This window comes from Saccharothrix ecbatanensis (assembly GCF_014205015.1).
In the GTDB taxonomy this organism is placed as follows: domain Bacteria; phylum Actinomycetota; class Actinomycetes; order Mycobacteriales; family Pseudonocardiaceae; genus Actinosynnema; species Actinosynnema ecbatanense.
Genome location: NZ_JACHMO010000001.1, coordinates 4,266,231 through 4,281,736 on the forward strand (window position 1 = coordinate 4,266,231; position 15,506 = coordinate 4,281,736).

General features: G+C 69.8%; 8 protein-coding genes. 6 read left to right on the forward strand and 2 right to left on the reverse strand.

Features of this window, described 5'->3' with window-relative positions:
- The first annotated feature begins 42 nt into the window (after positions 1 to 42).
- From F4560_RS17575 to F4560_RS17590, 4 genes are read left to right on the forward strand one after another with little or no spacing between them, the layout of a single operon-like run.
- A complete protein-coding gene (locus F4560_RS17575; RefSeq protein ID WP_184921338.1) occupies positions 43 to 5,880 on the forward strand; it encodes a WXG100-like domain-containing protein in 5,838 nt (1,945 codons plus the stop codon).
- Entirely contained in the window at positions 5,880 to 6,308 is a 429-nt protein-coding gene (locus tag F4560_RS17580) for a hypothetical protein (protein ID WP_184921342.1), read from the forward strand. The genes F4560_RS17575 and F4560_RS17580 overlap by 1 nt, the downstream gene beginning before the upstream one ends.
- A 26-nt stretch (positions 6,309 to 6,334) precedes the next feature.
- Positions 6,335 to 8,476, forward strand: coding sequence for an ADP-ribosylglycohydrolase family protein (locus tag F4560_RS46195; RefSeq protein WP_184921344.1), 2,142 nt, complete (start codon positions 6,335 to 6,337; stop codon positions 8,474 to 8,476).
- Positions 8,477 to 8,478: 2 nt separating this feature from the next.
- A complete protein-coding gene (locus tag F4560_RS17590; RefSeq protein ID WP_184921346.1) occupies positions 8,479 to 9,762 on the forward strand; it encodes an ADP-ribosylglycohydrolase family protein in 1,284 nt (427 codons plus the stop codon).
- On the opposite strand, the gene F4560_RS17595 is transcribed toward F4560_RS17590, so the two are convergent.
- On the reverse strand, positions 9,763 to 11,472 hold the full coding sequence (locus F4560_RS17595) for an HAL/PAL/TAL family ammonia-lyase (RefSeq protein WP_184921348.1): 1,710 nt from the start codon (positions 11,470 to 11,472) through the stop codon (positions 9,763 to 9,765).
- A gap of 258 nt (positions 11,473 to 11,730) precedes the next feature.
- Between F4560_RS17595 and F4560_RS17600 the strand changes: the two genes are divergently transcribed.
- Positions 11,731 to 12,264: a hypothetical protein gene (locus F4560_RS17600; protein WP_184921350.1), complete on the forward strand. Its 534-nt coding sequence runs from the start codon at positions 11,731 to 11,733 to the stop codon at positions 12,262 to 12,264.
- 133 nt (positions 12,265 to 12,397) lie between these two features.
- On the opposite strand, the gene F4560_RS17605 is transcribed toward F4560_RS17600, so the two are convergent.
- On the reverse strand, positions 12,398 to 13,762 hold the full coding sequence (locus tag F4560_RS17605; protein ID WP_184921352.1) for a cellulase family glycosylhydrolase: 1,365 nt from the start codon (positions 13,760 to 13,762) through the stop codon (positions 12,398 to 12,400).
- Positions 13,763 to 14,286: 524 nt separating this feature from the next.
- Between F4560_RS17605 and F4560_RS17610 the strand changes: the two genes are divergently transcribed.
- The gene (locus F4560_RS17610) at positions 14,287 to 15,453 is read left to right on the forward strand and encodes an ROK family transcriptional regulator (RefSeq protein WP_184921354.1); all 1,167 of its coding nucleotides are present in this window, start codon (positions 14,287 to 14,289) and stop codon (positions 15,451 to 15,453) included.
- The last annotated feature ends 53 nt before the right edge of the window (positions 15,454 to 15,506 follow it).

The window sequence follows — 15,506 nt, forward strand, 5'->3', positions numbered from 1 at the left end:
CCGGGGCCGCTGACGGCGTGGTGGGGGTGACGCTCGGTGGGCATGGAGATACCCGACGAAGTCAAGTGGCTGCTGCCGATCGTGGTCGGCGAGAGCTGGCCCGAGGGCGACGAGGACAAGCTCCGCGAGCTGCGTGACGCCTGGCACCGTGCGGCGGAGGCGATCCCGCAGGTCAGCTCGACCGCGGACCGGGGTGCGTCGTCGATCATCGGTGAGTGGACCGGGGAGAGCGCCGAGGCGTTCGAGGAGGCGTGGAAGAAGTACGTCGACGGTGACGGGGCGTACTTCAAGTCGATCGCCGAGGCGTGCCAGGCGTTGGGCGACTCGTGCGACGCGACGGCGCTCGACGTCGAGTACACGAAGTACATGATCATCGCCTCGCTGATCATGCTGGCCATCTCGATCGCGGCCATGATCGCTTCGGCGGTGGTGACGTTCGGCGCGTCGACCGCGGGCATCGTGCCCGCGCAGATCGCGACGCGCATGACCGTGCAGATGATCTTCCGGCAGCTGTTGCAGAAGCTGATGCAGCAGGGGTTCAAGAAGGTCGCGCAGCAGGTGTTGCAGCGGGTGCTTCGGGAGGTCGCGACGAACGTGGCGACCGGGGTGGCGCTCGACGCCGGTATCCAGGCCGTGCAGGTGGCGAGCGGGGACCGGAAGTCGTGGGACTGGAGCAAGACCGGGGACGCCGCCGTCGGTGGTGCGGTGGAGGGCGTGGTCGGCGCCGCGTCGAACGCCGTGCCGGCCGGTGCGACGAGGGGTGTGGCGGACAGCGTCGGTGGCCAGGTCGCCGACAGTGCGGTGCGTGCGGCGACCCGTGGTGCGGTGGAGGGCGTGGCGACGACCGTTGGCGAGGCGGCGGTCACCGGGGAGTTGGACCAGCTGTCGGCTTCGGACGTGCTGATGGGCGCGTCCGGCGGTGCGGTCGATCGCGGGGTCGGCGGGGCGACGGATTCGCTGGATGCGGTCCGTGACATGGACGTCGCCACGCCGGACGCCGGCGTTCCCCGGTCGGGTGGTGGTCCGGACGACTCGCCGATCCGTGAGACGGCGACCCGGACGTCGGGGCTGTCACCCAGCCTCGCGGACCGGTCGGATGCCGCCGCACCGGCCGGGGCAGGCCAGGTCGGCACTGGTCAGCCAGGTGCGACAGCCGGCAACCAGCCAGGCCAATCCCCTGCCTCCGCGCCTTCGCAGTCCTGGGTACCGCCAGGCGGGACAGCTACCGCCGGCGCAATGGCACCCAGCAGCACGGCACCCAGCAGCACGGCACCCAGCGGCACGGCACCGTCCAGCACGCCCACGGTCCAGCCTTCCCAGACTGGCACCCAGCACACAGCCGGTTCGACGTCATCGGGCAGCGCCACCCAGCCCGCTCCCGCATCCGTTCCCAGCCAGGGATCATCCGCACCAACCGGCAGCGGCCACACCACCCAGGCCCCGCCAAGCAGCACCAGCCAGCCAGGCTCGGCACAAACCAGCACTCCCACCCCAAGCACCAGCTCCACCACTGCCTCCGCCACCGGCACCAGCCCCGCCACCGGCAGCCCAACCACCGGGACCGGGACCAGTCCAACCCCGGCCGCCGGCTCCAGCACCACCCCTGGCGCGGGTTCCAACACTCCATCGAGCAGCAGCCCCAGCCCCGCACCCAGCGCCAGCCCCACCTCAGGCACCAGCTCCAGCACTACCCCGGGCACCGCAACCAATCCCGCTCCCACCAGCACCACCCCGAACACCGGCAGCACCACGCAGGGCGGCAGCACCGGCAGCAACTCCAGCACTGCCACAGGCACGGGCAGCGGCACCGGCTCCAGCCAGGGATCTCCCACCGGCGGCTACGGGAGGGCACCCGCACCGAGCGCCGGATACGGCATGGCTCCTCCTCCCCCCGGCAACTTCGGCCCACAACCAGGCGGCTACCCCACCGACCCGGGCCGCCCGCAGAACCCGCCGAATCCGCCGAACCCCGCCCAGGGCAACGTCTTCGCCGCAGGAACAACCGCCCCGCCGCCCCCACCCCGTTTCGACACCCCGCCCGTCCCACAACAGCACGGCACCCCACCGCCGCCACCACCGCCGATGCCAGGCCACCAACCCGGCGGCACGCCTCCGCGCGCCTTCAACCAGGGACCACCTCAACGCGGCCCCCAAGGCACACCACCACAACGCGGCCCGATCCCACCGCCTCCGCACCAGCGCGCCCCCCACGGCACGCCACCGCCCCGCGCCGACATGCCACCGGCCGGCCGCCCCACCCCGCCGCCCTACACACCCGCACCGCCGCCACGTGCCCCGATGCCACCGTCCGCACGCCCGACGGCGCCACCACCGGCACACCGCCCACCCGCCGGTCGCCCGCCAATGCCCCCACAGGGCTACGCGCCGAACCCACCGCACCCGCAAGGCCCTCCACCCCCACACCGCCCCGCGCCCCCGCCTGCCTACCCGCCACCCAACGCACCCCGACCCCAGGGCCCGGCCCCGACCGGCCCTCACAGGCGCCAAGACCCGGCTGACTCACGCCCACCCAGCCAGCCGAACGCACCCCAGCCGACCACCCCACCCAACCCCCGCACCCCCGAGCAGCCCACGCCGCTCACCCCTGCGCCCACCCCCGAGCCGTCAACACCACTCCCACCTCCGCGCACCCCCGACCCGGCGACCCCGCCCACCCCTTCGCGCACCCCCGAATCGCCCACGCCGCCCAAGCCCTGGCGCGCTCCCGAGCCGGCGACCCCGCCCAAGACTCCACGCACCTCCGAGTCGCCCACGCCGTGGCGCGCTCCCGACCCGCTCACCCAATCCGAGCCCTCGCGCGCCTCCGAGCCGGCAACCCCACCCGAGCAGACCACCCAGCCCTCTCCCGAACCCACGCCGGCCGAACCACCCCAGACTCCCCACACCCCGGAGCCCACCCCGGCCGCAGCACCCCACGACCCGACACCGTCCGAACAACAGGACGCGTCGCCCACCCCGGACCCGGACCACACACCCCCGGAGTCACCGGCAGACCAAGCGACCGACGCCGACGCCGACACCGACCAGCCCGAGCCGGACAGTGCGAACCCCGACGACCCCACCGAGAACGACCCCGACACCGACCGCCTCGACACCGACCGCCTCGACACCGACCGCGCCGACACCGACCACCCCGCCGACACGGACGCGAATCCCCGTGATCTCGGCGAGGACTACCTGTTCGACCCGAACCACCGCGCCACCCCCGCCGACAACACCGCGATCGACGCCGGACTCACCGGCGACGGCCGACGCGCCCAGATCACGCACGACGCCCTCGCCCACCGCAACGCATCCGACTCGCTCTCCCGCCTGTCCGACGAAGGCGCGATCGCGCTGCACGCCTACACCGGCCACGACCTGTTCGCCACGGCCAACACGGCGCAACGCCTCGGTCCCGAAGGCATGCTCGCGAAAGACGAGCCGGTGGACTTCGAGCGCGCCAGGCACCAGATGCGGGCGATCGTCTCGGCGATCAACGAGCTGGACCCGATCGAAGCCGAGCTGGTTCGCGGCATCGACGTCGCGGGCAACGAGGTACTCGCCAAGCTGATCGCGGACCAGTACGTGCCGGGCAGGACGACCGTCGAGCCGACCGTCGTCAGCGCGTCGATCAAGGAATCGCCGGACTTCGTGTCCAAGTTCGGCGAGGACGTCGAGATCCACATCCAGGCCAAGACGGCCCGCGACATCCACGAGCTGTCGCAGAACAAAGACGAGCGCGAAGCGGTCTCCAGGCCGGCCACCCAGTGGTACACCCACGCCAAGGAGACCGTCGAGGTCGAGCGCAACGGGGTCGTCAAGCAGAAGACGGTCATCCGAGTCGAAGAGGTCCTGCCCGGCGACCCCCGCTACCTCGACCGAGCCGCAGCCGAGCAGGAGATCGCCGACCGGCGTGCAGCCAACAACGCCAACAAGGAGACCTTCGACAAACTGCTCAAGGAGGCGATCCGCGAGCGGCTGGACGGTGGCAAACCCGACAGGCCCGAACCGCAGAAGCCCATCCCCACCGCCCCGGACGACAACCACATCCACAACCGGCTCAGCGGGTTCGCGGGCGTGGACCCGATGTTCGACGGCGGCCCGGTCGACGTCGACACCAGCGGCAACCACGACTGGTCGCCGCTGGCCCGCGCCACAAACCCGCCCTCCGAACCCGCGATCCACGCCGACACCGCCAACCCCAACCAGGCGGCCAAGTACGTCGCCGAACGACACCCCCACCTGGCCGGCGTCAACCCGCGCTTCCACGACGCGAACGCCTACGAGCAGGGCTACCAGACCAACTGCACGCGGGGCGTCGTGGCGAGCGCGTTGCGCCAGGCGGGCATCGACACCGAAGCCGGCCCACTGCGCCCCGACCAGCTGGAGACGCACGGCACCCTGGACTACGTCCGGGACCAGCTGGGTGGGCAGTGGCAGTCGCACAACGACTACGACGACGTGATCCGCGCGATGCGCGACCGCCCCCTGGACTCCCGCGCGGTGATCGCGGTCAAGTACCTGGGGCCGGACGGCGTCGAGTACGGACACGTGGCGGAAGTCGTGCACACGCGCGAGGGCGTCGCGTTCGTTGACCCGCAGACCAACTCACTGATGAACCTGCCCCACCCACCGGTGACGCTGGACCTGCTCCCCCACGACCTGGCCGAGGCAAAAGACCGCCACACAGCAGACCCGGAAAAATCCACAAAGGACACAACAACCACCAGCGACACCGGCTACGGCGCAGCCGAACCCAACCAACGCCCCGACGACCGCCCACCACCGACCCGCGAGGAAATCGGCCGCTACCTCCAGGAACCGCGAGTCCAGGACGCCATGCGCGTGGCAGACGCCATCAGCCAACGCGACCCGGACTCCCGCATCGCCGTGGACGGCCAGAAGCTGCACATCGGCGAAGCCATCGCCGCCCTCCTGCCGCGCCACCCCGAGATGGCTGCGCTACTGCGCGACGTCCCGTTCCTGGAGAACTCCCTACTCGCCCGCCCCCAGACACTGGCGAACTTGCTGAGGCACCCGCAGGCGATCGAGGTGCTGGACGATTGCGTCAGAGAGGTCCGCGAGCACGAGGACGGACCGGAAGCCCTAGCCGACCACTACGACGCCGAACCTGCGCCAGGGCCCGCCCTTCTCACTTCGGAACAAGCAGAGTTGTCCGGACGTGCCAAGGACATCGCCGAACGCGCGCCCAAGATCGACCGAGCCCAGCCCGACTTCATCCAGGCGAACAAGGACGACACCGATTACCGAGAGCAGTACCTCGAAGGGCTGTACCGGAACTGGGCGACGAAACAGCAGCAGTTGCACACTTTGGCCAACGAAGTCGCCGAAGCAACAGGTGGGGAAGCGTTCTCCCGCAGGACCGAAAAGAGCAGGGTTCGAGCCGCAGACAAGATCGCGGAGTACAAAAACGACGCGTCCAGTCTCACCGACCTGGTGGGATCGAAGATCCAATACTCCACCGTGGCCGACGCTTACAAGGGCCTGGATGTGTTGTTGAACAAAATCCAAGCAGATGGCTCGAAGGTGACGATCGTCAAGTTCAAGGATCGCTTCCTGAAGCCACAGGACAGCGGCTACCGCGACCTCCAGTTCAACGTCCGCTTGGAACTGGATGACGGAACCTTCCACGTGGCCGAACTTCGCCTACACCTGAGGGCGATCGACGACGTGGCGGACTTCGAGCACGCGTTGTACGAGGTGCGCAGGGACTTCGCCACTTTGGCCGGAGAAGAGGGCCGTAGTATGAGCGCGGAGGAGCGGGCCTTGGCCGGAGCGATCCTCTCTCGGGAGAAGGACCTGTTCGGCGAAGCTTTCGCCCAGGGCCACGGAACTGTGCGGAACGGTGATCAGTGATGGTGAGGACTCCGTCCTACTACGAGTACTACAAGTCGACCTACGTCATCGAGACCGACTCCGAGGGCGACTGGATCGGCCACCGCCTCAACACCGAGACCGGCGAGTTCGACCTGGACAACCGCCCCATCCCCGAAATCCTCTTCGCAACCTCGACAAGCGAAGTAGCCTCTCTGGATTACGACGACTTCATCTGGACCACCGAAGAAGTCCGTGGAAACCTCCGAGGTGACGGGGCGGTCTTCGCGCTCTACGAGACCATCAACGCCATCTACGAACAGGCCGCCCGAGAAGGCCGTAAGTCGATCACCAGCGAAGAGCTGGCGTTGATCAAATCCATCCGGCGCCGCACGTTCAAGATGTGGGAAGACGAAGCCGCCCGCCGAGCGGCAGGCGAACCGCCGACGTTCACCGTCAGGCGGCCGTGATGACGACCAGGAAGGGTTGAGCAGGGGTGGAGACCGCGGAGGCGGTGGCCAAGGTCGAGGAGTGGCTCCAGGCGGTCCACGGGGCGCGGGGGTTGCGGGTCGATCACGGGAAGGTGCGCCGGGTTCCCGAAGGCTGGTCCGTGCCCTACAACTCGGTCGCCTTCCTGGACGGGGGCGACGCGGGCAAGGAGATCTTCCCCCCACCCCGACTGATCGTGCGCGAGCCGGACGGGCAGCTGCGTGAGGCCAGCCCTCGACCCGGCGGTCTCAGCATCCCCGCACGGACACCCGGTGAGGGTTACTGGCAGGAACTCGTCGATCCCGAGGTCGCCGCGTCCGGCTTGGGCTACCTCGGTGTGCCGTCGAGGGCGATCGGCGGCTGGGAGTGGATCGAGCCCGACGGCACGCCGACCAACCGGGACAGCGTCAACGGGGGCTACCGCGCCGGTCCGATGCGCATGGGCTTCCTCCCCCCGGCCAACTCGGTGGAGTGGATGCTGCTGTTCGCCGCCGTCGACTGGCTCGACCGCGACCGCCTGCTCACCGGCCTCACGCAAGCGGAAGTCCTTGTGCCCCACAGTGGGCTCGTGGGGAAGCGGACCTCCGACTGGTATCCCGTGTACACGTCCACGCAGCAGCTCCCCGACGACACCACGAAATGGCGGCGGGTCGACCTGGCGAGCCTCGTGGCCGGTTTCCCGGAGCCCACCCGGCTGTCCTTCTTCAGCCCGGCCGGCACGACAGATATCTCCACGGCCGACCTCAAGACCGCGCTCCAGCAGTTCCCCCGGCTGCGTCCCCCCGTCGACGTGCCCGAGTCGAGGTTCGAGGTCGGCGAGGAGCCCGCACACCTGGCGAAGGACATGGCCGCGAAGCTGGGGCTCAGCTCCCCCACCGACGTCCCGCTCCACGAAGCCCGCTTCGCCCGCAGCAACGGCTTCGAGCTCACCGACGACGAGATCCGCCGAACCGTCGTCGGCAAGTCCTGGGAACGGCTGGTCATCGAGACCGGCGACCCGCGACGATGGCCCGACGACCTGGCCGCCAACGGCCTCCAACCGACCTACGACAACGACGGCCGGATCACCCCTCAAGTCGACGCGTACGGCAAGTACTGCATCCACGCGTCGACCTCCTTCAAGTACGGCTACCGGCGCGTGATCGGCGCGATCGTCGGCTTCGCGCTCGGCGAGGCCCTGGGCCAAGCCGTCGACGCGCTCAGCCTGGACGAGATCCGTGCCCGCTTCGGCCCGCGCGGCGTCACCGACCTGGTCTCCGGCGAGATCGGGCCGCTCACCCAACGCCTGCTGTTCCTCGTCGAAGCCGTGATCCGCAGCCCGCACACCCGTGCCCCCGACGCCGAGGCCGTCCTCGCCGACGCCGCCACCGGTGGCCTGCTGCGCTGGCTGCACACCCAAGGCGACACGGTCCCGCGCGAGGTGGACGGGTGGCTGGTCCGGGTCGCCGACCTCTACGCCGACCGGCTCCCCGACCCCGACGAACTGGCCGCCATCCGCGACCTCGCCCTGGGCCGGGCGGGAACGGGCTCAGGCCCGGCCGCGCTGCTCGCCGCACTGCCGGCCGCGCTCACCGAAGGCGGTCCCGGCACCGGGCTCCCACAAGGCACGAGGAGGGCCGCGCGCGTCATCGCCGGCCTCACCACGCAGTCCGAAGAGGACCTCACCGCCACCGAGTACCTGACCGGGGTCTTCGAGCTCGCCTTGGAGAACAAAGTCAACCCGACACCGCTGTGGTTGGCGGGCCGCGACGTCCAGGTGCCGGGCGTGGACATCGCCTCGACATTGCCCAACTACAACAAGTTCGGCCTGGTGGACGCCTTCAACCCCGGAGAGATGGGCGCCGGACGCGACACGACGACCGTGCTGCGGCAGGCGTTCTCGGCCATCGCGGGGTTCGAGAACCGGACCGAGCTGGCGCTGACACGCGCGGTCAACCACTCCGGGCGCAGCGCGTTCACGGGTGCGCTGGCAGGGGCGCTGCTCGGAGCGCGCGTCGGCATCCCAGGCCTTCCCACCCAGTGGCTGGAACGGCTGGAGCTGCGCCACCTGGTGGAGAACCTGGCCACCGACGCCTTCCGCCACTTCAACCGCGCCTCGCCGCTCAGTGGCGGCACGGGCGACTGGACGACGAGATACCCCAGGACGTGACCATGTCAGGCGAGTTCCTCTCCGACGCCGACCTCGCGCTGCTGGCGGGCCTGGTGCGCAAGCAGCACGCGGCCGACGCCCAGCCCGGACGGCCACCGCACGACGTGTTGCGGGTCGAGCTGCACATCGGGATCGACGAGGCGGGCCGGAAGTTCATCACGCGCGCGCCCACCCCGGCCAATCCGGACGCACTCCGACCAGCACTGTCCACAGTGGACCGACGACGCTGGCGGGGTTGTGTGCTGGCCGGCGCCGTGGCGGACGCGCTGGGCGCGCCGATCGAGTCCAAGCCGATGGACCAGATCCGTGAACTCGCCGGACCGCTCGGCGTGACGGGCATGATCCCGGCCTACGACGGCGTCGGGCGGATCACCGACGACACGCAGATGACGTTGTTCACCCTGGAAGCGGTCATCCGCGCGCACGCCCGACAGCGGCGCGACGGCAACGGTGACGTCGTCCGCTCGCTCCGGATGGCCTACCAGCGCTGGCTGCACACCCAGGGCACGCCGTGGGTGAAGGCCCGCGGTCCCCAGCAGACCTCGGAGGCGCCCGACGGGTGGCTGATGAGCGTGCGAGGGCTGTTCAAACGGCGCGCGCCGGGCGCGACGTGCTTCTTCACCCTCCAGGACTACGGCCTCACGGGCCGCGCCGGCACGATCGCGCAGCCGGTCAACGACTCCAAGGGTTGCGGCGGCGTGATGCGGGCGGCCCCGATCGCGCTGTGGTCACCGGACCCGGCGGTGGTGTTCGAGGTCGCCGCCGCGTCAGCCGCCATCACGCACGGCCACCCCAGCGGCTACCTGTCGGCCGGTGTGCTCGCCGTGCTGGTGCACCAGTTGCTGCGTGGCGTGCCGCTGCGGCCGGCCCTCGACACCGCCCGGACCCATCTCGTCCGCTGGGACGGGCACGAGGAGACGTCGGCCGCCCTCGACGCCGCCGTGGCGTTGGACGGTCCGCCGACGCCGGAGAAGGTCGCGTCCCTGGGCAACGGCGCGGTCGGTGAGTCGGCGTTGGCGATCGCGGTCTACGCGGCGTTGACGACGGACACGCTGAACGCGGCGCTGCTGGCGTCGGTGAACCACGACGGCGACAGCGACTCGACCGGCGCGGTGTGCGGCAACATCGTCGGTGCCCTTTACGGCGAGGACGCCATCGACCCGACGTGGCTGGCACAGCTCGAACTGCGTGACGTCATCGAACGGCTGACCGACGACGCCACCGCCGAGTTCGGCCCGAACGCACCCGCGGACGACGACTGGCACGCCCGCTACCCCGGCGACTGATCACGCCGCGCACTTGTTGTGCTCGGGGGCGATCGCGGCGCGCACTTCCCGGCTGAGTTCGCCGCTGCGGACGAGGTCGGTGGCCTTCTCCAGGTCGGGGGTCATGTGCCGGTCGTCGGCCAAGGGCTCGATGTGCCGGCGGACCGTGCCGTGCAGTCGTTGCGTGCCCGCGCCCAGCGGGAAGGCGGCCATCTTGTCCTTGATCAGGTCGATGCCCTGGGCGGCCATCATGACGTGCACGGCCAACACCGTTTCCAGCCGGTCGAGGTTGGCGTGCAGGGCGCGCGCGGAGGCCATCGCCATCGTGTTGTGGTCCTCCTGCCCGAACTTCGCCGGGCGGGACAACGTGCCGGCGGGTGTCGCCAGCTGCTGCATCTCCGGCACCAGCGCGACCGCGACGGTCTGCACCTGCACCATGCCCGAGTTCAGGCCGACTTCGCCGCCGGCCAGGTTCGCGGGCAGGTGGTAGCTCCACTTGTCGGCCAGCAGCCGGGCGGACAGCTCTTGCGACAGCACGCCGAGGTCGGCGATCTGCGCGTTGAGCGAGTCGATCTCGTGGCCGATCAGCGCGGCGTCCCAGTTGCCGCCCATGACGAACTCGTAGCCGCCGCCCTTCTTGGCGAACAGCAGCGGGTTGGACGTGGACGCGTTCGCCTCGCGCTCGATGTGGCCGCGGGCGTCGGCCAGCCGTTGTCGGAGCGCTCCGATGATGTGCGGGGTGGCGCGCACCGACACCGCGTCCTGGATGCGCGGGCCGTCGTCGCTGATCGCCTTGCGTCCCTCGTCGGTCATCCAACCGGTGCCGCAGACCAAGGCCCTGGTCACCCTCGCCGCTTCCACCTCGGCCGGGATGCGCCGCTCGTCGTGGGTGCGGGCGTCGAACGCGCCCTGCTCGGCCCTCGTGGCCTCCAGGAACAACGCGAACGCGCCGTCGTACGTGTCGACCAACCGCTCGGCGCGCACGACCGCGTCGACGTACCGCGCGGTCAGCACGCCGCTCCCGCTGATCAACGGCAGCGCTTCGCCCTGTTCCAACTGGAAGGTCGGCGCCAACCCGGCCGCGGCGAGGATGTCCGGCGCGGTGCCTTCCCTGCCCTCGAAACGGGCGGGCGCGGGTTCTCCGGTGAGCACGAGTCCCGCTGCCGCCATCGGCTGGAGGTCCCCGGTGCCGAGCGACCCGATCTCCGGCATCCGCGGCGTGACCCCGGCGTTGACCAGCTCCAGGATCCGGTCCACGAATTCGGGCCGCACCCCCATCGTGCCGCGCGCCATCGTGTTCGCCCGGAGGACCAGCGCCAGCCGGGCGACGCGGTCGGACAACGCGGGACCGACACCGGCGGCGTGCGAGCGCAGCACCCGGCGCTGGAACTCCACCCGCTCGGCCTCGGGCAACGGCTGGTCCTTCAACGGGCCCAACGCCTGGTTCCAGCCGTAGACGCGTTGGCCGGCCGCCAGTGCCGCCTCGGCCCCCTGCCGGGTCTTGACCATCTCCTGACGGGGCTTCATGCCCAGCCGGATCGTCACGCGGTCGGCTTCCAGCACGTCCACCATCTGGGCCCACGTCAACGAGTTGCCGTCCAACTCGACATCGGCCTTTCCGACCGCGTGCCCAGCCTGACGCGCCGCGACCGACGCAGGCGCCGCGGCGGTGCTCGACACCGTCACGGCCGCGACCGCGATCACGACCAGGAACCGCCACGGGGATGCCATCCGAGCTCCAACCTTCGTTCCACCAGCCTCGTGCGACCGCCCGATCCTGGCACCGCCGACCGTTCGGGACTTCGATCTGCGTCCCGAACCGAGCCATCAGGTGAGGCCATGGGGCGGTCCGCCGTCACGAACGGGTCGAACCATCAACCGCACGTCACCAGGCCGGCCGCCTGTCACCTTGTCGTGAGCAGCCGACCGGTCGGGGGTGGGTGAATCGGTAGGGTCCGGGCCGACCCGATCGCGTGAGACGGTGATCAGATGACCGACTACGGCGTGTGGCGCGCTGCTATGCGGGACGCGTGTGACGACCTGCTGCGCGACTTCGGGGCGCGCTTCGGCTACGAACCGGACGAGCACACCGTGGCCGGGCCGACAGCCGCTGAAGTGGTGGCGGCTGCCGAGGCCGCCGGTCTCCCCGAGCCGCTGGCGGAGTTCTACCGGCACATCGGCCAAGTCTCCCTGCCGGACGCGTTCAACGGCTTCTTCATCCACTCGCTGCGCGGCGTCCTGGCCAACTCGACGGCCGGGATGCCGGTCCGCGCGCCGGGGTTGACCGACGCGAACATCGTGGTGTTCGGCAGCGACGGAGGCGGGCAGTTGTTCGCGGTGGACGGTGCCGGCGCGCCGGTGTACCTGCTGCCCACGGGCGAGATCCGGGATGGCGCCTACCTGGGTGGAGGCTTGCCCGGACGCGTGCTGGCCCCGACCTTCCCGGATTTCGTCGACTGGCTCCTGTATGCACTCCGTGCCGCTGCCACCGGTGACGCCGACGGCGCGTGTTATCCGGTCTGAGGCACGTGACGGCGGTTGGCTGCTTCGGCTCGGGCACCGGGTCGTGCGGGCGTTCTCGACGTCGTCTGCGTGGACCGGTGATCGAAAGCCCGGTCGGGGGCGGCACACCGTCCCCGACCGGGTTGACGATCGATCAGCTCGCGGTGCAGGAGGCGGTCGGGGTGGTGTTGGTGGCGCGCGACGAACCCGTGAAACCGAACGAAGTGCTGGAACCGGCGTTGAGAGTGCCGTTGTAGCTCACGTTCCGGGCCGTCACCGTCGATCCGGTGCTGGTGACCGAGGCGTTCCAGGCGTGGTTCACGGTCTGGCCGTCGGCGTACGTCCAGGTGACCGTCCAGCCCTTGATCGCCGACGTACCCGCCGTGACCCGGACCTCGCCCTGGAAGCCGCCCTGCCACTGGTTGGTGACCGTGTACGCGGCGGTGCAGCGGAGGCCGCCAGGGGTCGTGGTGGTGGTCGTCGGCGTCGTGGTTGTCGTAGTCGTGGTGGTCGTCGTAGTGGTCGTGGTGGTCGACGTGGGGCCGCCGAAGATGGAGGCTTCCTTCGCGGTCGCCTTGATTCCGTTGGCGCCGTTGAAGATGCGCTCACCCCACGTGGTGAGCCGGTTCGGGTCGAAGTCGGTGGCCATGTCCAGGATCGGGTCGGAGTTGCCGCTCCACGACCAGGCCAGGTAACCGAGGCCGCGCTTCTCCGACTCCGCCAGGATCGTCTCGTGGTCCACCTCGCCCGAGGCGAACTTCCAGCCGAACTCGCCGATGACGAGCGGCCAGTTGTTGGTCTGGAAGTGGTTCAGGTAGTCCACGATGGTGGACGCCGAGCTGTACACCGAGTACATGTGGATCGACAGCACGGTGTTCTTCTGGCTGTCCGCGTCGAGGATCGTCTGCGCGTTGGCCTTCATGATGTGCTGCCAGTCCTGGCCCCAGTTCGGCCCGTCGACCATCAGCAGGTGCTGGAACCCGTTGGCCCGCATCTTCTTGACCGCGTTGGCCGTCGCGTCGGTCCACTGCGCGGCGTTGACGTTCCCGATCGGCTCGTTGCCGATGTTGATGACGACGTAGTCCTCCTGGCCGACCAGCGCGCTCTTCTGGCTGATCCAGTAGTTCGCCGCCTCATCCAGGGACGCGGCGGCGCCTTCCTCGCCGTAACCGGTGGTGTCGTGCACCTCCAGCACGCAGATCATCTTGTGCTTCTTGCACAGCGCGATCACTTCGGCCGTGTCGGTGGACGGCCCCCACCGCTTGCCGGTGCCCAGGACGACCCGAACGGTGTTGGAGCCCAACGCCTTCACGTCGGCGAACGAGTTCGTCCGACCGGTGTACCAGACGTGCGGGTGGTTGACGCCGCGCATCACGAACGGCTGCCCGTTGGCCTCGACGATCTTGGTGCCGCTGATGTGCAGGCCCACCGCCGCCTGGGCTTGGGACAGGGCCGTCACCCCGAAGCCCGCGACGATGAGCAGCGCGGCACCGATCATGGCGATTGCTTTTCTAGTCATGCTCTTTCGACACCTCATTGAGTCGACACAGATGTTGACCGACGATCCGTTCCACCTGGGAGCGCTCCCAGTCCTGGTGTCGGTAAGTGATGACCACTCGACATCAACAGGGAGCGGCACTCGGCCGACCGGACTGTGTGCAGCACGGTCGGTGACGAGGTGGCACCCGGTGTCGAGCGCCATTAGTTTCTCTGTGGAACTTAAGCGCCCACGGTACGGCGGCCCTCAGCGCGAAGTCAAGATCTACCCTCACAACGGTCTGACCAGTATCGTTATCCGAATCCCACTACCGCCGATGGAGCGAATCCATTCGTCCTTGCAGCCGATCCGCCGAGGTCCATTCGCGGCGGCACGGCGTTCGGGCGGCCAGGTCAACTGAAGGAGGGTTCCGTGTCGAGTGAACCGACAGGGCCACCAAGCCCTTCGGGATGTGTAGCGTTGCGTAATCAGTCAGCGGGTCATAGGTCTGGGAGCGATCCCGGAAACCGTCGAGGTGAGCTCTAGGTGCAGGAGTGCCGAGGTCGATGACAACACCCCACGCCACGTCGTCGTGGCCGAACCTGCCCGAGGTCGAGCGGGACGTCCTGCTGGAGGTGTTGATCCACGGTCCCCTGTCCCGCGCGGAGATCGCCGCCCGGTTGCGCCTGTCCCGGCCGACCCTCACCAGGTTGACCAAAGCCCTGGTGTCGCAGGGCCTGCTGATCGAGGGCGAGACCAAGCCGGGGCCGTCGGCCGGCCGCCCTTCGGAGATGCTCCACGTGCGGGGCGAGGCCCACCGCTTCCTCGGCGTGAAGCTGACCGCCGAACGGCTCTTCGCCACGGTCACCGACCTGACCGCGACCCCGCTGGACACCACCGACGAGCCGCTGCGCTCCCACGACCCGGACGAGGTCGTCACCCAGATCGCCAAGGTCGCGGCCCGCTTCCCGGGCATCACCGGCATCGGCGTGACGCTCGGCGGGATCGTCCTCGACGGACTGGTCGCGCGCCACGAGTTCCTGCACTGGACCGACGTGCCGCTCAAGACGGCGCTGACCCGCGCCACCGGCGTCCCCACCTCGGTCGACAACGACGTGCAGGCGCTCACCGCCGCCGAACACTGGTTCGGCCCCGGCGCCGGACTGACGTCGATGGCGGTGATCACCGTCGGCGCGGGCGTCGGCACCGGGCTGATCGTGGACGGCCGGCTCGTGCGGGGCGCGCACGGCCTGCACCCCCACTTCAGCCACACCCTGGTCGACTCCAACGGACCGCAGTGCGGCTGCGGTCGCCGCGGCTGCATCTCCAGCTACCTCATGGAGCTGGTGATGATGCGCAGGCTGTCCGGCAACCCCACCTACGAAGAGGCGCTGGACCGGGTCCGCGCCGGCGACCCGCAGGCAAAGCGGGTGTTCGACGACGCCGGCTACGCACTCGGCGTGCTCATCGGCACCGTCGCCAACGTCATCGACCCGCAGAAAGTGCTGCTCACCGGCGAGGGCCTGCCGCTGTACGAGGTGTCGTCCCGGTTCGTGCACGACGGCATCGAGGACACCTACGAGGACGATCCGGACCTGATCGAACTGGACGTGCAGCCGTTCGACTTCAGCGAGTGGGCCCGGTCCGGCGCCGCGCTCGCGATCAAGGACACGATCACCGGGGCCATCTGCGAACAGCCCCCAGCCACCCCGCGGCGCGTCGGGAGGCGGTGAAGCAGGCCGAACAGCGGTGAAGTACGCCGAACGGCGGTGAAGTCCCTCGAATG